General features: G+C 56.0%; 18 protein-coding genes, 3 tRNA genes and 2 rRNA genes. 10 read left to right on the plus strand and 13 right to left on the minus strand.

Annotated features, from left to right (window positions below; translation table 11 throughout):
* Positions 1–9: 9 nt before the first annotated feature.
* A complete protein-coding gene (locus ACXKZD_RS15380; protein WP_010255154.1) occupies positions 10–795 on the minus strand; it encodes a transporter substrate-binding domain-containing protein in 786 nt (261 codons plus the stop codon).
* Between the two features lie 192 nt (positions 796–987).
* A complete protein-coding gene (hpxU, locus tag ACXKZD_RS15385; RefSeq protein ID WP_033771018.1) occupies positions 988–1,827 on the minus strand; it encodes a MurR/RpiR family transcriptional regulator HpxU in 840 nt (279 codons plus the stop codon).
* A gap of 138 nt (positions 1,828–1,965) precedes the next feature.
* Between hpxU and ACXKZD_RS15390 the strand changes: the two genes are divergently transcribed.
* From ACXKZD_RS15390 to hpxZ, 4 genes are read left to right on the plus strand one after another with little or no spacing between them, the layout of a single operon-like run.
* Positions 1,966–3,552, plus strand: coding sequence for a gamma-glutamyltransferase family protein (locus ACXKZD_RS15390; protein WP_033766591.1), 1,587 nt, complete (start codon positions 1,966–1,968; stop codon positions 3,550–3,552).
* Positions 3,553–3,564: 12 nt separating this feature from the next.
* Positions 3,565–3,747: an oxalurate catabolism protein HpxX gene (gene hpxX, locus ACXKZD_RS15395; protein WP_033785390.1), complete on the plus strand. Its 183-nt coding sequence runs from the start codon at positions 3,565–3,567 to the stop codon at positions 3,745–3,747.
* Entirely contained in the window at positions 3,744–5,141 is a 1,398-nt protein-coding gene (locus tag ACXKZD_RS15400) for an AtzE family amidohydrolase (protein WP_488981715.1), read from the plus strand. The genes hpxX and ACXKZD_RS15400 overlap by 4 nt, the downstream gene beginning before the upstream one ends.
* The gene (gene hpxZ, locus ACXKZD_RS15405) at positions 5,141–5,521 is read left to right on the plus strand and encodes an oxalurate catabolism protein HpxZ (RefSeq protein ID WP_010255141.1); all 381 of its coding nucleotides are present in this window, start codon (positions 5,141–5,143) and stop codon (positions 5,519–5,521) included. The genes ACXKZD_RS15400 and hpxZ overlap by 1 nt, the downstream gene beginning before the upstream one ends.
* 50 nt (positions 5,522–5,571) lie before the next feature.
* Here hpxZ and puuE read toward each other — a convergent pair whose 3' ends face one another.
* The 3 genes from puuE to ACXKZD_RS15420 are packed head-to-tail and all read right to left on the minus strand — an operon-like array spanning position 5,572 to position 8,008.
* Positions 5,572–6,525, minus strand: a complete 954-nt coding sequence (puuE, locus tag ACXKZD_RS15410) for an allantoinase PuuE (protein WP_010255138.1) — start codon at positions 6,523–6,525, stop codon at positions 5,572–5,574.
* A 32-nt stretch (positions 6,526–6,557) separates the two neighbouring features.
* Positions 6,558–7,289: an allantoin racemase gene (gene hpxA / locus ACXKZD_RS15415; protein WP_010671141.1), complete on the minus strand. Its 732-nt coding sequence runs from the start codon at positions 7,287–7,289 to the stop codon at positions 6,558–6,560.
* Positions 7,286–8,008, minus strand: a complete 723-nt coding sequence (locus tag ACXKZD_RS15420) for a GntR family transcriptional regulator (protein WP_010671140.1) — start codon at positions 8,006–8,008, stop codon at positions 7,286–7,288. The genes hpxA and ACXKZD_RS15420 overlap by 4 nt, the downstream gene beginning before the upstream one ends.
* A 144-nt stretch (positions 8,009–8,152) precedes the next feature.
* Here ACXKZD_RS15420 and ACXKZD_RS15425 point away from each other — a divergent pair, with 144 nt between their 5' ends.
* Positions 8,153–9,661 carry an NCS1 family nucleobase:cation symporter-1 gene (locus ACXKZD_RS15425; RefSeq protein WP_111533462.1) on the plus strand — a complete coding sequence of 503 codons (1,509 nt, stop codon included), beginning with the start codon at positions 8,153–8,155 and terminating at the stop codon, positions 9,659–9,661.
* 49 nt (positions 9,662–9,710) lie between these two features.
* On the opposite strand, the gene ACXKZD_RS15430 is transcribed toward ACXKZD_RS15425, so the two are convergent.
* Together ACXKZD_RS15430 and dnaQ are read right to left on the minus strand one after the other, a co-directional pair.
* Positions 9,711–9,787, minus strand: a tRNA-Asp gene (locus ACXKZD_RS15430).
* 134 nt (positions 9,788–9,921) lie between these two features.
* Positions 9,922–10,653 (minus strand): DNA polymerase III subunit epsilon, encoded by a 732-nt coding sequence (dnaQ, locus tag ACXKZD_RS15435; protein ID WP_010255127.1) that lies wholly within the window; start codon positions 10,651–10,653, stop codon positions 9,922–9,924.
* Positions 10,654–10,704: 51 nt separating this feature from the next.
* On the opposite strand from dnaQ, the gene rnhA reads away from it, so the two are divergent.
* Positions 10,705–11,172 (plus strand): ribonuclease HI, encoded by a 468-nt coding sequence (gene rnhA, locus ACXKZD_RS15440; protein WP_010255125.1) that lies wholly within the window; start codon positions 10,705–10,707, stop codon positions 11,170–11,172.
* On the opposite strand, the gene ACXKZD_RS15445 is transcribed toward rnhA, so the two are convergent.
* Positions 11,154–11,891 (minus strand): class I SAM-dependent methyltransferase, encoded by a 738-nt coding sequence (locus ACXKZD_RS15445; protein WP_010671138.1) that lies wholly within the window; start codon positions 11,889–11,891, stop codon positions 11,154–11,156. The genes rnhA and ACXKZD_RS15445 overlap by 19 nt on opposite strands.
* 42 nt (positions 11,892–11,933) lie before the next feature.
* Between ACXKZD_RS15445 and gloB the strand changes: the two genes are divergently transcribed.
* Together gloB and mltD are read left to right on the plus strand one after the other, a co-directional pair.
* On the plus strand, positions 11,934–12,689 hold the full coding sequence (gene gloB / locus ACXKZD_RS15450) for a hydroxyacylglutathione hydrolase (protein WP_052272058.1): 756 nt from the start codon (positions 11,934–11,936) through the stop codon (positions 12,687–12,689).
* A gap of 71 nt (positions 12,690–12,760) precedes the next feature.
* Positions 12,761–14,137 carry a murein transglycosylase D gene (gene mltD, locus ACXKZD_RS15455; protein ID WP_022625195.1) on the plus strand — a complete coding sequence of 459 codons (1,377 nt, stop codon included), beginning with the start codon at positions 12,761–12,763 and terminating at the stop codon, positions 14,135–14,137.
* A 110-nt stretch (positions 14,138–14,247) separates the two neighbouring features.
* Here mltD and ACXKZD_RS15460 read toward each other — a convergent pair whose 3' ends face one another.
* Positions 14,248–15,039, minus strand: a complete 792-nt coding sequence (locus tag ACXKZD_RS15460; protein ID WP_010255114.1) for an endonuclease/exonuclease/phosphatase family protein — start codon at positions 15,037–15,039, stop codon at positions 14,248–14,250.
* A gap of 262 nt (positions 15,040–15,301) precedes the next feature.
* On the opposite strand from ACXKZD_RS15460, the gene yafC reads away from it, so the two are divergent.
* Together yafC and ACXKZD_RS15470 are read left to right on the plus strand one after the other, a co-directional pair.
* Positions 15,302–16,204 (plus strand): DNA-binding transcriptional regulator YafC, encoded by a 903-nt coding sequence (gene yafC / locus ACXKZD_RS15465; protein ID WP_033756659.1) that lies wholly within the window; start codon positions 15,302–15,304, stop codon positions 16,202–16,204.
* Entirely contained in the window at positions 16,192–16,413 is a 222-nt protein-coding gene (locus ACXKZD_RS15470) for a hypothetical protein (RefSeq protein WP_132500273.1), read from the plus strand. The genes yafC and ACXKZD_RS15470 overlap by 13 nt, the downstream gene beginning before the upstream one ends.
* Before the next feature lies 1 nt (position 16,414).
* Here the strand turns inward: ACXKZD_RS15470 and ACXKZD_RS15475 are convergent.
* From ACXKZD_RS15475 to ACXKZD_RS15490, 4 genes are all read right to left on the minus strand, one after another.
* Positions 16,415–16,491: transfer RNA gene (locus ACXKZD_RS15475), tRNA-Asp, on the minus strand.
* Between the two features lie 87 nt (positions 16,492–16,578).
* Positions 16,579–16,694 (minus strand): 5S ribosomal RNA (gene rrf / locus ACXKZD_RS15480).
* A 211-nt stretch (positions 16,695–16,905) separates the two neighbouring features.
* A 23S ribosomal RNA gene (locus ACXKZD_RS15485) occupies positions 16,906–19,813 on the minus strand.
* Between the two features lie 230 nt (positions 19,814–20,043).
* Positions 20,044–20,118: transfer RNA gene (locus tag ACXKZD_RS15490), tRNA-Glu, on the minus strand.
* Positions 20,119–20,157: the final 39 nt, after the last annotated feature.

The following is a 20,157-nucleotide window of genomic DNA, read 5'->3' on the forward strand; positions in this document are numbered from 1 at the left end:
AATCTTTCCTCAGGCGCCGAGGTTGGCGGGCAGCGGCGCTTTCAGCCACTCTTCTGACAGTTTATTCAGGGTGCCATCTTTGATGCCCTGCTCAATCAGCGCATTCACTTTCGCTTTCAGTGCCGGCTGATCTTTCTTCAGGCCGATATAGCAGGGAGAATCTTTCAGCATAAACTGCGCCACCGGCGCTTTAGCCGGATTCTGACGGGCAATGGCGGCGACCACCAGGTTGCCGGTCGCCACATACTGCACCTGACCGGAGAGATACGCAGACAAGGTAGTGTTGTTATCTTCGTAGCGTTTCACCTGTGCATCTTTCGGCGCAACGTCACTGAGCACCATGTCCTCTACTGCACCACGTGTTACGCCAATCGATTTGCCGCTCAGGGCAGACGCCGCTTTGATTTCATCGCCTTTCGGCCCGAATACACCCAGGAAGAACGGCGCATAGGCGCGGGTGAAGTCGATCACTTTTTCCCGCTCGGCATTTTTACCCATGCTGGAGATGACCAGGTCGACCTTGTCGGTTTGCAGATAAGGCACGCGGTTGGCACTGCTGACCGGCACCAGCTGCAACTTAAGTTTCATCTGCTTTGCCAGGTATCTGGCCGTGTCGATGTCATACCCCTGCGGCTGCAGATCGGTGCCAACCGAGCCAAACGGCGGGAAATCCTGCGGCACGGCGATGCGAATGACGCCGCGTTTCTGGATGTCCTGCAGTTGATCGGCCAGCGCGCTTCCCGCTTGTGCCATCAGTAATGCCGCTGTCGCAACCGCCATCAAAACTTTTTTCATTATGCACCCCGGTGAGATTAACGTGAAACAAAAGATTCTTTGAGATGCAATCTGCAACTAATGTGCCAATCCGGACGGCCACAGAAAAAGGGTTAAGCGGCAAAGCATTCAGCTGAAATCTGGCGTAATCGGGACGACTACGCCGGGGGAAGGTCTGTTCTGAAATGGGGCAAAGCACCAAAACGGTGCCTTTTAGCGGTGCTCCAGCTCGTCAAACTGCTGGTAAAGGTCGGCGATCTGATGAATGCGCTGGCGTCCCTGTGCCAGCATTTCATGCAGCAGTGCATTGGCAATCAGGTTAACCAGACTCATGGCGGAGCCATAACTGTCGAAGGCGGAAACGCTGTCCAGCGGCGTACAGAGCTGCCAGCGCGCCAGCGCAATCACCGTCTGCGCCTGCGGCTCACACAGCGCCAGCAGCGGGATACCGGCCGCCTGCAACTGCTGCATCAGCGGGCGAATGATGCGGGGACGACGACGGAAGGCCATCACGACCACCATATCCTCCGGCGTAATATCCACCAGCTCCTCAGCCAGCGTCTGGCCCGGCTGCGGCAGGATATGTACCTGCGAACGCGCCTGCACCAGCTGCTGTCGCAGATGCAGTGCCACCGGATAGGCGTTGCGCATGCCGATGATAAAGACGCGTTTTGCCTGCGCCAGCTGCTGGATAACCTCATTAAAGTGCCGGGCATCCAGACTGTTCACCCACTGCGTCAGGTTAGCCATCTCCTGCTTGTAGTGTCGCGCCAGCAGTGTATTGCCCTGCACCGCATCCCGGTTGTCGGTCAGCGGCATGCCGCTCTGGCGCAGGATGCGTAACTCATCACGCATATCCTTGTATTTTTCATAGCCCAGACGCTTAAACAGCCGGCTGACCGTGGCTTTCGACACGCCACTGAGCCGCGCCAGCTCGGCACTGTTGTAGCTGATCAGGTCATCGAAGTGGTCAAACACGAAGTCGGCAATGCGCTGCTCCTGCGGAGAGAGCTGGGAATAGTGACTCCTGAGTCGTTCATCAAGCTGTTTCATAACCCGTCCTGTAACTTTTGTTTCAGCAGAAGCTAGCACAATTTGCGCCAGGTTAAGCGGCGCATTGTCAGCTCAGGGTGAAAACTGGAACAGCTCTTGCTTTGTTATCGGTTCTGTCCCCCGGATAACGAGAAAAAGATGATTCAAAGCAATATGGCCCCGCAGGGGATGGCGGTGACGCCACACCATCTGGCGAGTGAAAGCGCGCTCGCGGTACTGCGTGATGGCGGTAATGCCATTGAAGCGATGGTGGCCGCTGCCGCGACCATCGCCGTGGTCTACCCGCATATGAATGGACTGGGCGGTGATGGTTTCTGGCTGATTCTGCCGCCCGGCGGCGATCCTGTCGCTATCGACGCCAGCGGCGCAGCCGGTTCGCTGGCTCATCACGATTTCTACGCCGATCACCCTAAGATTCCGCATCGCGGGCCGAAAGCGGCGCTGACCGTGGCCGGTACGGTCAGCGGCTGGCAGGAGGCACTGAATCTCTCGGCTGAGATGGGCACCCCACCGCTGCCGCTGGCACGTCTGCTGCGCGATGCGATTCGCTACGCCGCCGACGGTATTCCGGTGACTGCCTCACAGAGCGCCGCCACCGCGACGTTCCGCAGTGAATTGCAGCATCAGCCCGGCTTCAGCGCCACCTTTATGCCTGACGGCAACGTGCCGCAGCCAGGCAGCCGTTTTACCCAGCCCGCACTGGCTAACACCCTGAGCCAGCTTACTGAAGAGGGGCTCGACAGCTTTTATCGCGGCCCGCTGGCTCACCATATGGCCGATGAGATGGCCACGCTGGGCATGCCGGTGACGCTGGCCGATCTGCAGCAGCATCGCGCCCGCCGCACGACGCCGCTGCATCTCTCCCACAGCGAAGGTGACATCTGGAATATCACCCCGCCAACGCAGGGCATGGTGTCGCTGGCGATCCTGGGCATCACCGATCGGCTGGAGATGGCGGAGGCTGACGATGCGCAGACGGTGCACCGTATCGTGGAAGCCACCAAAAAAGCGTTTGCACTGCGCGACAAACACATCACCGATCCGCGTCACGTCACGGAAGATTTGCAGGCGCTGCTGGACAGCGATCACCTTGCCACACTCGCCAGCCAGATCACCGATGGAGAGGCGGCAGCCTGGGGAAACGGACGCGGGCCGGGCGATACGGTCTGGATGGGCGTGATGGACAGCAGCGGCCTGGCCGTCTCCTTTATTCAGAGCATTTATCACGAATTTGGCAGTGGTGTGGTGCTGCCCGGCACGGGTATCACCTGGCAGAACCGCGGCGCCGCTTTCAGCCTCGATCCTGACCATCTGCTGGCCCTGGCACCCGGTAAGCAACCGTTTCATACCCTGAATCCCGCCGCCGCACGGCTGAAAGATGGCCGGACGCTGGTGTATGGCGCGATGGGTGGGGATGGACAGCCGCAGACTCAGGCGGCGATTTTTACCCGCCATGTGATTCAGGGCTTGCCGTTACAACAGGCGGTCAGTGCGCCGCGCTGGCTGCTGGGCCGGACCTGGGGGCAATCATCAGACTCGCTGAAACTGGAAGGCCGTTTTGACGACGAAACGGTATTGATGCTGCGTCTGTGGGGACATGAGGTGGAGCTGCTGCCGGACTTCAGCGAATCCGTGGGCCATGCGGGCGCCATTGTGCGCCACAGCAACGGCATGTTTGAGGGCGCAAGCGATCCACGCAGTAACGGCAGCGCCGCCGGTTTTTAACAGGAGCGAATCATGAATCAACACGACTGGGCCAGCTACATCGGCCATATGGAGCAGATACTGCAACTGGAACTGGATGACGCCCGCCGCGCTGAACTGCTGATCCAGCTGTCGCGTATCGCGGAGATGGCCGTGCCGCTGATGACGTTTCCGCTGGATGACCGGCTTGAAGTGGCAGGAGTATACCAGGCATGAGATTAGGTGACGTTTCGATTCAGACCCTGCAGCGGGCGATTCAGCAGGGTGAAATCAGTGCGCTGGAAGTGGCAAAGCGCACGCTGCAGGCGGTTGAGCAGCACAATCCGGCGCTGAATGCCTGGACGGAAGTGACCGGGCCGCGCATGTTAAAAGAAGCCCGTGCGATTGATGCGCAGCGGCAGCGCGGCGAAACCCTGCCACCGCTGGCGGGCATCCCGTATGCGGTAAAAAACCTGTTTGATGTGGCGGGTCACACTACCCTGGCCGGTGCCAGCCTGTTCAGCGACCGGCCGGCGGCACGTGCAGATGCGTTTGCTGTCGATAAACTGCGTCGCTCTGGTGCGCTGCTGTCTGGCATGCTGAACATGGATGCCTACGCGTATGGTTTTACCACCGAAAACAGCCACTACGGCGCGACGCACAATCCGCGCGATCTCAGCCGCGTGGCTGGCGGCTCGTCAGGCGGTTCGGCGGCTGCCGTGGCCGCCGGTCTGGTCCACTTTTCGCTGGGGACCGACACCAACGGCTCGATTCGGGTGCCCGCGTCGCTGTGCGGTATTTTTGGTCTTAAGCCGACCTTTGGCCGGTTATCACGCAGCGGCAGCCATCCGTTTGTCGCCAGCCTCGATCACATCGGTCCTCTGGCGCGGCGGGTTGAAGACCTGGCGCTGGTATATGATCTGTTGCAGGGCGCAGACCACACCGATGCGTTTCAGGCCGATCGCCCGCTGGCCGCGACGCTACCGGGGCTGTCACAGAGCAGCGAAGGCTTGCGCTGCGGCGTACTGGGTGGCTTTTTTGCCCGCTGGTGCGATGAGGATGCCCGCGCTGCCGTCGCGGTGATCGCGGCAGCACTTGATGCACAGGAAGAGGTGCTGATGCCGGACGCTGAGCTGGCACGCTCGGCGGCATTTATCATGACCGCGGCAGAAGGCGGCAATCACTATCTGCCCGCCCTGCGCCAGACGCCTGAGCAGTTTGAACCTAATTCACGCGAGCGTCTGCTGGCCGGTGCCATGATGCCAGGTGCCTGGTACGTGCAGGCGCAGCGTTTCCGCCGCCATTTCCAGCAGCAGGTGTTGCCGCTTTTTGATCGGTTTGATGTGCTGATAGCGCCGGCGACACCCTGCAGCGCGATCACCATCGGTCAGCAGACCCTGTCGATTCAGGGGGAATCGCTGCCCGCTAAGGCGAGCATGGGTATGCTGACGCAGCCGATCTCCTTCCTGGGATTGCCGGTCTGTACCGTGCCGCTGGCGACCCGAAGCGGTCTGCCGATTGGATTACAGCTTATCGCCCGTCCATTTAATGAAGAGGCGGTGTTACGTGCCGCCTGGGCACTGGAACAACGCGGCATCACGATACCGCAAATCAATATGGCTGGAGCCTGATGAACAGAGAGATTAATTTACCGCAGGTGGTCACCGAGGTGACGGCGCAGTTTTACCGCTACGAGCAGGCGCTGGTCAGCAATGACGTGGCCGAACTGGATGCGTTGTTCTGGCACGACCCGCGAACCGTGCGCCTCGGCGCAGGTGAGAATCTGTATGGCATTGATGAGATTCGGGCCTTCCGCGCCGCGCGTCCTTCAGCCGGGCTGAACCGGACGCTGCGAAACACCGTGATCACCACCTTTGGCGAGGATTATGCGGTCTGCAGCACCGAATTTACCCGCACCGGCAGCGATAAAATTGGCCGTCAGCAGCAGACCTGGGTACGCATGCCCCACGGCTGGTGCATCGTGGCGGCGCAGGTCAGCCTGATGAGCTGACATCGTCCGGCGCTTCGCCCGATCAACGCGGGCCGAGCGCCGGAACCGGCTTAAGGTGCCGGGTGCGTGTTGATCCAGTGGTCAGCGATCTGCTGACGGGTACAGATCCAGACATCCTCATGCTGCTGGATGTGATCGAGAAAATTCTGCAGCGCGCGGAATTTGCCAGGACGACCCAGCAGGCGGCAATGCATACCGATCGACATCATCTTCGGTGCGGTTTCGCCCTCTTCATACAGCACATCGAAGCTGTCGCGCAGATAGGTAAAGAACTGTTCCGCGGTATTAAATCCCTGCGGCGAGGCAAAGCGCATGTCATTGCACTCCAGGGTATAGGGGATAATCAGGTGCGGTTTAACCGTTCCATCCTGACAGGTGACCTGGGTCCAGAAAGGCAGATCGTCGCCGTAGTAGTCACTGTCATAGCTAAAACCGCCCTGCTCCACCACCAGCCGCCGGGTATTCGGGCTGTCGCGGCCGGTGTACCAGCCGGTCGGCGCTTTACCAAACAGATCAACCAGCACATCGACCGCCTGCTGCATATGCTGGCGTTCGGTTTTTGCATCCATGCCCTGATAGTGGATCCAGCGCCAGCCGTGACTGACCACATCGTAGTCAGCCTGTTTAATCGCCTCGACGACTTCCGGATGACGCGCCAGCGCCATCGCCACGCCGAAAACCGTTAACGGCAGACCGCGTTTCTGGAATTCGTTGTGGATACGCCAGAAACCGGCGCGTGAGCCGTACTCATACAGCGACTCCATCGACATGTGGCGATCGGGATAGCTCGCTGCCCCGATGATGTCGGAGAGGAACTGCTCTGAGCCGGTGTCGCCGTGCAGCACGCTGTTTTCTGCGCCCTCTTCGTAGTTCAGAACAAACTGCACCGCCACACGGGCGTTGTTGGGCCAGGCGGCGTGCGGCGGATGAGCGCCATAACCGATTAAATCGCGCGGATAGTTTTTGTTAAAGCTGTACTCTTTCTTCTCTGCAGCGTCAGTCATCACTCCACCTGTTTTGATTCGGGAAAGTTCCGTTAGTTTAGATGCTGAAACGCACCTGAGAGAGGTTTCTGCAAAGGCCAGGCCAGATCACCATGTTTGCTGGTGCCAAAACCAAGCGCCACCAGCGACTCCACCATCTTCACCGCCGCGCTGACGCCATCGATGACTGGCAGTCCCAGCTCCCGGGTCAGCTCCCCGGCCAGCGTCGCCATTCCGCCACAGCCCAGCACAATCGCCCCGCTGCCATCTTCCCGCTTCGCCTGAATGCAGCGCTGCCGCACTTTTTCCTGCGCCAGGCCGCTGCCATCCTCCAGCGCCAGTACCGGCAGATCGATGGCATGCAGCGCGGCACAGTGATGGGTAAAGCCATACTGCTGCAGCAGATGACGCGCAATCACCAGGGTGCGCGGCAGCGTGGTGACAATGGAGAAACGCGTCGCCAGCAGCGTGGCGGTATGCATCGCCGCTTCCGCGATGCCGATCACCGGTCCGCTGGCCAGCTCGCGTGCCGCCAGCAAACCCGGATCGCCAAAGCAGGCAATGACGTGGCCGCTGACGCCCTGCGCTCTGCCCAGTTTAATCTGCTCCAGTACGCCGATGGCGGCGATCGCCTCATCGAAGTGCCCTTCAATGGAAGGCACGCCCTGCGACGGCGAAACAGCCAGAATTTCGGTGCCCGGTGCGGCGACCGCACGCGCGGCCTGACCGATAGTTTCGGTCATCGCCAGGCTGGTATTAGGGTTAATAACCTGAATCAGGCTCATGAGGCCGCTCCAGAGCCTGCGGCAAACAGTCGGGAAAAGTCGGGCAGCGTTTCCCCGCTGCGCTCAAAGTGCAGGCTGGAGACGATGTGCTCGAAGTGATGCTGTAGCGCCTGCGTCAGCGGCTGCAGCGCACGCGCGCGCAGTAACTGAAGCAGATTCGCATGATCGTCACAGCGGCAGCCACGCTGCCAGGGTGCGCCATAGGCGGCGATCACCAGCGATGATCGCTGCGTCAGACTGGTCACCATGCCGGTGAGCACCTGATTCCCGGAGATCGCCTGTAACTGAATATGAAAGGCCGCTGACAGCCGGATGGCTGCCGGGCCATCATGATCGGCGTGCGCCTGATTCTCCTGCGCGATGAGCTGCTCCAGCGCCACCAGATGCGGGGGCTGCAAATGGGCCAGGACCACTGGCAGATTAGCGCACTCCATTAAACTGCGGGTTGAGAAGATATCCCGCGCCTCTTCAACGCCGGGCGTGGAGACCTGCGCACCACGTTTGGGCGTCAGAGTGACCATTTGCACCGCCGCGAGGCGTTGCAGCACTTTGCGGATGCCGGTGCGGCTCACGCCAAAGACCCCGGAAAGCGCCTCTTCCGGCAATTTACTGCCCGGCGGCAGCTGATGCTCAACAATGGCGTTCATCAATGCCTGGTAAATCCCTTCATCTTTATCCTGCAGCCTGGTGGCGTCTCGCTGTCCTGTTTTACTCGTCATTACCCGCTCCGGTCGCTTGCTGTACGCCACATATCGTATACGTGAAAAATAAATATTGTATACAAGAAAAGAGATCTGGCCTGGATCCTGCAATACCGCTTTACCAGATTATTCATTCCACTCTCGGGTAGAGGAGCAGGTTTCATGCCAAATCAATCAACGGTGGCCAGCACGGCCTCTGAAGCCAACGCCCGTTACAGCCCACGACTCTGTAACGACGACCTGGCACCGACTCGCGATCAGAACTGGTCGTGGTACAACATTTTTTCTTTCTGGATGTCGGATGTGCACAGCATGGGCGGCTATGTGGTGGCGGCCAGCTTCTTCACGCTGGGATTAGCCAGCTGGCAGGTGCTGCTCTGCCTGCTGGCGGGGATCTGCATCGTGCAGATCTGTGCGAATCTGGTGGCGAAACCGAGCCAGATGGCGGGCGTCCCCTATGCGGTGATCTGCCGTCAGGCATTTGGGGTGTTTGGTGCCAATATCCCGGCGGTGATACGCGGCCTGATCGCGTTCGCCTGGTATGGCATCCAGACCTATCTGGCGGCGAATGCGCTGATGCTGGTGCTGCTGAAGTTCGCGCCGTCGCTGACGTCGATGACCGTGCCGCACTGGCTTGGTCTGTCGCTGCTGGGCTGGTGCTGCTTCGGCATTATGTGGTTATTGCAGGCGATGGTGTTCTGGCATGGCATGAACGCCATCAAACGGTTTATTGATGTCGCCGGACCGGCGGTCTATGTGGTGATGGTCGCGCTGGCGGGCTGGATTGTATACAAGACCGGCTTCGATGGGATCTCGTTTACCCTCGCCAGCAAATCGCTTACCGCAGGCGAGCAGACGTGGCAGATGATTACGGCGACGGCGCTGGTGGTCTCTTACTTCTCCGGGCCGCTGCTGAACTTCGGTGACTTCTCACGCTACGGCAAAAGCATGTCAGAGATCCGTCGCGGCAACCGCTGGGGACTGCCGTTTAACTTTCTGCTGTTCTCGGTGGTGACCGTAGTGATTGTGTCGGGCACCCAGTCGCTGTTTGGCAAAATGATTACCGATCCCATCGAAACCGTAAGCATGGTCGGCAACGATCTGGCGGTCGCGATTGGATTGCTGACCATGATTACCGCCACCATCGGTATCAATATCGTGGCGAACTTCGTCTCACCCGCTTTTGACTTCTCTAACTGTTCACCGCAGAAAATCAGTTTCCGTACCGGCGGGATGATCGCTGCGGTGGGGTCGGTGCTGTTAACGCCGTGGAATCTGTTCCAGTCTCCAGAGCTGATTCACTACACGCTGGATGTGCTGGGATCGTTTATCGGGCCGCTGTTCGGGATTTTGCTGACCGATTTCTATCTGATTAAACGTGGACGTATCTCGGTCGACGATCTGTTTAACGATACGCCAGCAGGCCGTTACTGGTATCGCGGTGGCTTTAACCCTAAAGCGATTGGCGCGCTGCTGCCATCGGTGGCGATTTGCCTGGTGATTAGCTTTATCCCTTCCCTGCATCAGGTGGCGAACTTCAGCTGGTTTATTGGTGCCGGTCTGGCGGCAGGCTGCTATCGCTTTATTGCCCGTGAAGATCGTGAGGCGGAGGATGGTGCCCGCTGGCAAGGCGAGGTGATGCCGCAGAAGAACCAGGCCGCCGCTGAATAGCAGACAGCAAAAAGCCGATTCATTTCTGAATCGGCTTTTTTAAAGAGATTGGCGGAACGGACGGGGCTCGAACCCGCGACCCCCTGCGTGACAGGCAGGTATTCTAACCAACTGAACTACCGCTCCGCGCTTTGTTCCCCGTCGGGAACGAGGCGCATAGTAATGGCAGCCTGTTGCGACGTCAACGCTTTTTCCAGGCGAACAAATCGTTTGCTGTTTTTTTCAGCTTGCCGTTGATTTTATCCACAAAAATGCGTAATTCAGCCGCGCCACAGGCAGCTGCCACCCTTTTTCATCACCAGATCCAGACGTGACTCATGGGCAACCACTTCTTCATCGCTGGCCGTGACCACTCGCAGTGCAGAGGTGGGACGCACGATGCGCTGGATGCTCTCTCCCTGCGCCTGTCGGGCGCTTTCACTTTCCGATAAAAAGGAGAGTGAAGTCTGTCCGCCGGTCATCGTCAGGAAGACTTCAGCCAGAATCTCGGCATCGAGCAGTGCGCCGTGCAGGGTTCGTTTGCTGTTGTCTATTTCGTAACGCGAGCAAAGCGCATCAAGGCTGTTGCGCTTGCCGGGAAACATACGGCGCGCCAGCGCCAGACTGTCGGTGATTTTGCAGAAGGTTTCGGTTTTCTCAATGCCGCGGTTCAGCTTTGCAAACTCGTAGTCCATAAAGCCGATATCAAACGGGGCGTTATGGATCACTAATTCAGCACCGCGAATGTAGTCGAGAAACTCATCGGCAATCTCGCTGAAGGCAGGCTTGTCGGCCAGGAACTCATCGGCAATGCCGTGTACGCCAAAGGCTTCGGGATCGACCAGCCGATCGGGCTTAAGATACATATGGAAATTGTTACCGGTCAGGCGACGGTTAATCACCTCTACCGCACCAATCTCAATGATGCGGTGCCCCTCATAATGTACCCCGATCATGTTCATGCCGGTGGTTTCAGTATCGAGAACGATCTGGCGGTTATTTGCAGTGCTCATAAGACCCGTTTTATGTCAGACTTAGCGTTTTTGAGAGGAAGTCTACCAGAGATGCGCAAACAGGTAGAAATATTCACCGATGGATCCTGTCTTGGAAATCCCGGTCCCGGCGGTTATGGGGCGATTTTACGCTACGGTCAGCATGAGAAAACCTTCAGCGCGGGCTATCACCTTACCACCAATAACCGGATGGAGCTGATGGCGGCGATTGTCTCACTGGAAGCGCTGACCCAGCCGTGCGATGTGGTGCTCAGTACCGACAGTCAGTATGTGCGTCAGGGAATTACCAGCTGGATCCATAACTGGAAAAAGCGTGGCTGGAAAACCGCCGACAAAAAGCCGGTGAAGAATGTCGATCTCTGGCAGCGTCTCGACTTAGCACTCAGCACCCATAAGATTCAGTGGGAGTGGGTTAAAGGCCATGCCGGACATCCGGAAAATGAGCGCTGCGACGTGCTGGCCCGCAGCGCGGCTGAAAATCCCGCTTTTGAGGATATCGGTTATAAAACCGAATCCTGATCCTCTGCCTGCCGGAACTGGCGTGTGGCATTGACCGTCTGGCGGATCTTGCTGGTGCTCATACTCTTCTTAGCCCGGGTCGGCAGCAGCGGGAAGGTGCGTTTACGTGCCACCACAATATTCAGACAGCCCAGCGCCGGTAAGTGGGCGCTGATCAGTTTTCCGCCCTGCCGATGCCACGGCAGCACCTGAAAGCGGGTGCGATAGACTACCTCATAATTCAACAGTCCCAGCCAGTCGACTAACCGCACCTGGCTGAACATCCGTCCGCTCCAGGGGGCTTTGCGGTTCAGGCCCGGCACCATCTTACTCACGCCGAGCAGGCTGAATGGATTGAAGCCGCTGATAATCATCCAGCCATCATCAATTAACACCCTATCTACTTCACGTAACACCCGGTGAGGATCCTGGCTCCAGGCGAGCGTATGGGCCAGCAAACAGGCATCGATCGACTTCGACTCAAACGGCAGTTGCATCGGGTCAGCCAGCACCTGTAACAGCTCACCTTCCCTGCCAACATTGACCTGATGTGAAATAGCACAGTTTTCGGTGTTGATTTCTGCGCTGAGGTTGCCAAGCTTAAGCATATGAAAGCCATAAAGCTTTCCAAGGTAAGGCTGAAGCTGCTGCGTTAGCGCATCGCGGAAATAATCTCCCCACGGCATATCGCGCCATGACAGCGGTGCGTTCAGAATCTGGCGTGATTTAGCGGGCTTCATGCTTTACGCTCTTCCTTTTCCTACGACCTGCGAGAGGTGATGATGAATCTTACCAGTATTCCTGCGTTGCAGGACAACTACATCTGGACGCTGACTGATGATGAGGGTAAATGCCTGATTGTCGATCCCGGCGAAGCCCAACCGGTGTTAGAAAAAATGGCCTCCAACGGCTGGCAGCCGGTCGCTATTCTGCTGACTCACCACCATAACGACCATACGGGCGGAGTGAAAACACTGTGCGAGCATTTCCCTCAGCTTGAGGTCTATGGTCCCCAGGAAACTGCGGCTAAAGGGGCCAGAACCATAGTCAGCGAAGGCGATAAGGTCACGGTACTGGGCCTGACGTTTGAGGTGATCCATACCCCTGGTCACACTTTAGGACATATCTCATATTACAGCTCACCTTATCTTTTCTGCGGTGACACACTCTTTTCGGGCGGCTGCGGACGCCTTTTTGAGGGCACGGCAGAGCAGATGTATGATTCTTTTCAAAAGCTTAACCAGCTTCCAGGTGAAACATTAGTCTGCTGCGCACATGAATATACTTTATCCAATCTGAAGTTTGCTGCGGCTATTCTGCCCCATGACCCACAAATAACGGCCGAATATCAGAAAATTAAGGACTTACGCGCTGAAAATGGCATTAGTTTGCCCACAAAACTGGCGCACGAACGGACAATAAATTTATTTCTTCGCACGCAAGACGTTGATTTACAAAGGGCATTAAACGTTAACGTTACTGATGAACCCGTATGGCGTTCATTTGCCGTTCTACGCGAGAAGAAAGACGCTTTTTGATTTTTCGGGTTGTGTTGTGAAAAGTCGTCACGTATAGTTGCTCGTCTTTTAAGCGAACTATTGACACACACATGAAGGCTAAAGCGATCTTACTCGCCTCAGTCTTGCTGGTAGGATGTCAGGCGTCCAGGAACGATGCCAATATCCCGGTACAGCATGCACAGAGTCTGTCTTCAGCTGGTCAAGGTGAAAATGGAAAGTACGGAGACGAGTTTTTGTCGCCGCGATGGCAGGAAGATGGAACTGGCCTCGCAGCAGACGCAGATCTCTGGAGTTTCATTAGTGACGAGTTGAAGATGGGGATTCCGGAAAACCCGGCAATCCGCGAACAAAAAAGTAAATTTTTAAAAAATAAGAGCTATCTCCACGATGTAACATTACGGGCAGAGCCGTACATGTACTGGATAGTCGAGCAGATACAGAAACGTAAAATGCCGATGGAACTGGTACTGCTACCCATAGTGGAGAGCGCTTTTGACCCCCGGGCAACTTCATCCGCCAATGCCGCTGGTATCTGGCAGATTGTTGCTGCAACAGGTCGAAACTATGGTTTGAAACAGAACCAGTATTACGATGGGCGACGCGATGTGGTCGCATCCACGAAAGTTGCGCTGGATATGATGCAGCGTCTTAACACCATGTTTGACGGCGACTGGTTATTAACCATCGCAGCGTACAACAGTGGTGAAGGACGTGTACTCAAAGCGATAAAGCAGAACAAGGCGCGCGGTAAGCCGACTGACTTCTGGCATTTATCGCTGCCACGCGAAACGACCGTGTATGTGCCTAAAATGTTAGCTCTGAGTGAACTGCTCAAAAATAACAAGCGTTACGGTATCAAACTGCCGACACCTAATGAAAGTCGTGCTCTGGCGCGAGTGGAAGTGGGTCAGCAGATACAGCTGACGCAGGCTGCCGAAATGGCGGGTATGTCGCTCACGAAACTGAAGAGCTTCAATACCGGTTATAAAGGCGGTGCAACAGCGCCAAACGGCCCACACTATATTATGGTGCCGAAGTCGAACGTCGCGAAACTGCGTAACTCACTGGCTTCCGGTGACATCGCAGCGGTACAGCCTACTCAGCTTGCGAAAGCCAGTGCGAGTGGCGGGTACAAAGTGCGACGGGGTGATACGCTCTCTGGTATCGCCTCAAAACTTGGCGTTAGCGTCTCGACACTGAAGCAGGATAACAACCTGCGCGGTGCTGATATCCGACCGGGTCAGACTCTGACCATTGGTTCGAATGGCACCCGACTGGCTGATAACGGCAACAGCATCACCTATCGTGTTCGTAAGGGTGATTCTCTTGACAGTATTGCCCGTCATCACGGCGTTAACATCAAAGACGTGATGCGCTGGAACAGTGTGCTGGACAGTGCGAAAGATATTCAACCCGGCGATAACTTAACGCTGTTTGTGAATAATAACGCAACACCTGATACCTGATACGTTGAAAAGGCTGACATTTGTCAGCCTTTTTCTTTTATTCATCCGCCACCGTTTACTCATCTGCCGGACTTCCCTCCTCCTTCTACAGGCTCGCTTAATGCACCGGACTAGCTTCCTGAACTGAACTCCACCAGTAAGGGGTTATGGTCGGACGCGCGCGTCACCAGTACGGATGCCTCACTCACCCTGAGATCGCGATAGAAGACGAAATCCAGCGGGCGACCAAAGGCTTTACGGCGGTGATCGGCAGTAAACATTACCTCTTCCAGCTTCATTCGCTGTGCAAAACGGTAGAGTGCATTGATACGCTGACGGCTCCAGGCATTGAAATCCCCGGCCATAATCACCGGCCCCTGGTGATGCATGATCTGCTCCCCGATTGGCCCCAGCTGTTTACTGTAGACGTCGACGCCCAGGCTGAAATTTACCGCATGGATGTTCACGACCATCAGCATTTCCCCCGTGGGCAGCGGATACGCCGTGACCAGTGCCGATTTTGACAGCCTCAGCAGAGGCTCACGCTCACGCAACGGGCAGCAATAGACCGGGTGCGCAGAGGCGAGCGTCATCACCCCAGAGGGATGCTGAGGCAGCACAAAGGCAGGTACCTGATCGGCAGCAAGATAATTACTGGTGGCAAACTCCACCAGTTCTGGTGTGGTCTGCGCTTCCTGCAGTAATACCAGGTGCGCATCTTTACCAAATCCTTCCAGTACCGACATCCAGTCTGCGCGTTGCTGCTTAAAGATGTTCCACACCAGAACTTTGAGGTTTGGGTGCGCGGGCAAGGGGGCGCCGGGTGGCAGTGCCTGACCGAGATGGAGCATCGCGCCAGGTGGAAAGATCTGTTCCACTGGTTGTCCTGCTACATATCGCATTGCATAAGTTTTTTTGCGCACTTTCCCGCCTGGCTGATGATTCAAAATACAGTTAACACCTGTCTGTTATAGGGATTTTAGACCGGGGTTTCAATGGATGCAGGTGAATGTCAGAATTCATCCCCTTTTCCAGAATAAAGCAGCCCTTTTAAGTTCGCTAAGCAAAACGAGGCAGATCAGGCGGTGACATCCCCGATGTCATCGTTAACGGCTCCTGTACTGGTTATAACAGCATTATCAGTCATAAACTGGCTTAATGGCCATGTGACTGCAGGGAGGAAGAATGAAGGCATCTTCTGATGAACTAAAAGTGTTTGTCAGCGTTGTAGAAAGTGGAAGTTTCAGTCGCGCTGCTGAACAGCTGAAAATGGCTAACTCTGCCGTCAGCAGGACAGTTAAAAAGCTGGAGAGCAAGCTGGGTATTGCCCTGCTGACTCGCACAACACGGCAGCTGGCGCTTACTCAGGAGGGCGAACGCTATTTTCGCCATGTTCAACGTTTTTTGCAGGAGATGACCACGGCAGAAAGCGATTTGATCGAGAGTTTACAGGCGCCTAAAGGACTACTGCGCGTTGATGCCGCGACGCCGGTCATTCTGCATTTGCTGATGCCGATGATTAAACCCTTTCGTCTGCGCTATCCTGACGTGACTCTTTCTTTGATCTCCTCAGAGAGTTTTATCAATCTGATTGAGCGGAAAGTGGATATCGCCATTCGCGCCGGCAATCTCACCGACTCAACGCTGCGCGCCCGGCTGCTGTTCAGGAGCTTTCGCAAGATGGTTGCTTCACCCGCCTATCTCCGTGAGCATGGGACACCGCAAACGGTGGCTGAGCTGGATAACCACCACTGTCTCGGCTTTGATGATTCCCCACGACTCAATCGCTGGCCCATCTCCCGTGAAAGCGGCGAACTCTATGATATTAGCTGGGCTATCTCCTCTAACAGTGGAGAGACGATCAAGCAGCTCTGTCTTACCGGTAATGGTATTGCCTGCCTGTCGGACTATATGATCGATCGTGAAGTTGCTGAGGGAAAACTGGTGGAAGTGTTGGCCGATCAGCGTCTGCCGGTCGAGATGCCCTTCCATGCTGTTTACTACAGTGATATTGGCGTAAGCCAGCGTGTGCGCGCTTTTATCGATTTTCTGAGTGAGTGGACAGCTGACCAGCCGTGGCGTACCTGAAGTCTACAGGGGCAGGCCTGATCGGGGTCTGCCCGCACACAATTTGGAAGGGGTGGGATCGATTGCGCGATTATCGCTTCAGATTCAAAGAATTAGCGATCGTTAAAATGATCCGGGAGATCGAAGAGAATCAGCGCGGTGTATTTTTCCGTGTTGAATTTGCTGCAATGGAAAAAGCCCTGACCGTTAAGTCAGGGCTTTCCAATTAAGTGGCGGAACGGACGGGGCTCGAACCCGCGACCCCCTGCGTGACAGGCAGGTATTCTAACCAACTGAACTACCGCTCCACCGATTCTTTCACAGCTGTCAGCAACGGGCTGATGGCCGTCTGTTCCTGTTATTTTCCTTGTCAGGGGAAAAGGAACGAATTTGATGCCTGGCAGTTCCCTACTCTCGCATGGGGAGACCCCACACTACCATCGGCGCTACGGCGTTTCACTTCTGAGTTCGGCATGGGGTCAGGTGGGACCACCGCGCTAAAGCCGCCAGGCAAATTCTTTGTGCTCTGTCCTGTGTTTTTTGTGCTGATGCTGCGTTGGCCGCCCTCGCGCTACTCCGTCACATACTTCAGTATGCTCCTTCGTATCGGTCGGTTGCCGCCTTGCCTCAGCGCAAAATCCTTCGGACTTCAGTCCGCAGGACACAACTGTATCCGGTTAACAAGCTGAAAATCTGTCTCTCAAAAACGCCTCTGGCGTTGTAAGGTTAAGCCTCACGGGTCATTAGTACCGGTTAGCTCAACGCATCGCTGCGCTTACACACCCGGCCTATCAACGTCGTAGTCTTCAACGTCCCTTCAGGACTCTCAAGGAGTCAGGGAGAACTCATCTCGGGGCAAGTTTCGTGCTTAGATGCTTTCAGCACTTATCTTTTCCGCACTTAGCTACCGGGCAATGCCATTGGCATGACAACCCGAACACCAGTGGTGCGTTCACTCCGGTCCTCTCGTACTAGGAGCAACCCCCCTCAATTCTCCAGCGCCCACGGCAGATAGGGACCGAACTGTCTCACGACGTTCTAAACCCAGCTCGCGTACCACTTTAAACGGCGAACAGCCGTACCCTTGGGACCTACTTCAGCCCCAGGATGTGATGAGCCGACATCGAGGTGCCAAACACCGCCGTCGATATGAACTCTTGGGCGGTATCAGCCTGTTATCCCCGGAGTACCTTTTATCCGTTGAGCGATGGCCCTTCCATTCAGAACCACCGGATCACTATGACCTGCTTTCGCACCTGCTCGAGCCGTCACTCTCGCAGTCAAGCCAGCTTATGCCATTGCACTAACCTCACGATGTCCGACCGTGATTAGCTGACCTTCGTGCTCCTCCGTTACTCTTTAGGAGGAGACCGCCCCAGTCAAACTACCCACCAGACACTGTCCGCAGCCCGGATTACGGGCCTACGTTAGAACATCAAACATTAAAGGGTGGTATTTCAAGGTTGGCTCCACGCAGACTGGCGTCCGCGCTTCAAAGCCTCCCACCTATCCTACACATCAAGGCTCAATGTTCAGTGTCAAGCTGTAGTAAAGGTTCACGGGGTCTTTCCGTCTTGCCGCGGGTACACTGCATCTTCACAGCGAGTTCAATTTCACTGAGTCTCGGGTGGAGACAGCCTGGCCATCATTACGCCATTCGTGCAGGTCGGAACTTACCCGACAAGGAATTTCGCTACCTTAGGACCGTTATAGTTACGGCCGCCGTTTACCGGGGCTTCGATCAAGAGCTTCTCCTTGCGGATAACCCCATCAATTAACCTTCCGGCACCGGGCAGGCGTCACACCGTATACGTCCACTTTCGTGTTTGCACAGTGCTGTGTTTTTAATAAACAGTTGCAGCCAGCTGGTATCTTCGACTGGCTTCGGCTCGGGGAGCAAGTCCCTCCACCTACGCGCCAGCGTGCCTTCTCCCGAAGTTACGGCACCATTTTGCCTAGTTCCTTCACCCGAGTTCTCTCAAGCGCCTTGGTATTCTCTACCTGACCACCTGTGTCGGTTTGGGGTACGATTCTGTGTTACCTGATGCTTAGAGGCTTTTCCTGGAAGCTGGGCATTTATCACTTCAGCACCGTAGTGCCTCGTCGTCACGCCTCAGCGTTAATAAGGGACCGGATTTACCTGGACCCTCCGCCTACACGCTTAAACCGGGACAACCGTCGCCCGGCCGATATAGCCTTCTCCGTCCCCCCTTCGCAGTAACACCGAGTACAGGAATATTAACCTGTTTCCCATCGACTACGCCTTTCGGCCTCGCCTTAGGGGTCGACTCACCCTGCTCCGATTAACGTTGAACAGGAACCCTTGGTCTTCCGGCGAGCGGGCTTTTCACCCGCTTTATCGTTACTTATGTCAGCATTCGCACTTCTGATACCTCCAGCATGCCTCACAGCACACCTTCGACGGCTTACAGAACGCTCCCCTACCCAACAACACATAGTGTCGCTGCCGCAGCTTCGGTGCATGGTTTAGCCCCGTTACATCTTCCGCGCAGGCCGACTCGACCAGTGAGCTATTACGCTTTCTTTAAATGATGGCTGCTTCTAAGCCAACATCCTGGCTGTCTGTGCCTTCCCACATCGTTTCCCACTTAACCATGACTTTGGGACCTTAGCTGGCGGTCTGGGTTGTTTCCCTCTTCACGACGGACGTTAGCACCCGCCGTGTGTCTCCCGTGATAACATTCTTCGGTATTCGCAGTTTGCATCGGGTTGGTAAGCCGGGATGGCCCCCTAGCCGAAACAGTGCTCTACCCCCGAAGATGAGTTCACGAGGCGCTACCTAAATAGCTTTCGGGGAGAACCAGCTATCTCCCGGTTTGATTGGCCTTTCACCCCCAGCCACAGGTCATCCGCTAATTTTTCAACATTAGTCGGTTCGGTCCTCCAGTTAGTGTTACCCAACCTTCAACCTGCCCATGGCTAGATCACCGGGTTTCGGGTCTATACCCTGCAACTTAACGCCCAGTTAAGACTCGGTTTCCCTGCGGCTCCCCTATACGGTTAACCTTGCTACAGAATATAAGTCGCTGACCCATTATACAAAAGGTACGCAGTCACCCCCATAAAGAAGGCTCCCACTGCTTGTACGTACACGGTTTCAGGTTCTGTTTCACTCCCCTCGCCGGGGTTCTTTTCGCCTTTCCCTCACGGTACTGGTTCACTATCGGTCAGTCAGGAGTATTTAGCCTTGGAGGATGGTCCCCCCATATTCAGACAGGATACCACGTGTCCCGCCTTACTCATCGAGCTCACAGCATGTGTGTTTTTGTGTACGGGAGTATCACCCTGTACCCTGCGACTTTCCAGACGCTTCCACTAACACACAAGCTGATTCAGGCTCTGGGCTGCTCCCCGTTCGCTCGCCGCTACTGGGGGAATCTCGGTTGATTTCTTTTCCTCGGGGTACTTAGATGTTTCAGTTCCCCCGGTTCGCCTTGCAGCACTATGTATTCATGCTGCAATGATGCACAGAGTGCACCGGGTTTCCCCATTCGGACATCGACGGCTGTAGCGGTTCATATCACCTTACCGTCGCTTTACGCAGATTAGCACGTCCTTCATCGCCTCTGACTGCCTGGGCATCCACCGTGTACGCTTAGTCGCTTAACCTCACAACCCACAGGCGTTTTACAACGCTGCGAATTGCAAGCATTTGAGAGACTCGAACGCATCGCTTTGTCATTCCCTATTACGGAGGAATGACGCGCTGCGTCGTTTCAATTTTCAGCTTGTTCCGGATTGTTAAAGAGCAAATATCTCAAACGCGGCCCGGCTGCTTACGCAACCAAATCGGTTTTGAGATACTGTATGGAGACACCTTTCACCTGTCACCAAGCAGGTGGCGTCCCCTAGGGGATTCGAACCCCTGTTGCCGCCGTGAAAGGGCGGAGTCCTAACCGCTAGACGAAGGGGACACAAAAGTGTCACGACTTCGCAGCCGTCCTGCTCATTAC

It is taken from the genome of Pantoea sp. ABR1s (assembly GCF_057812235.1).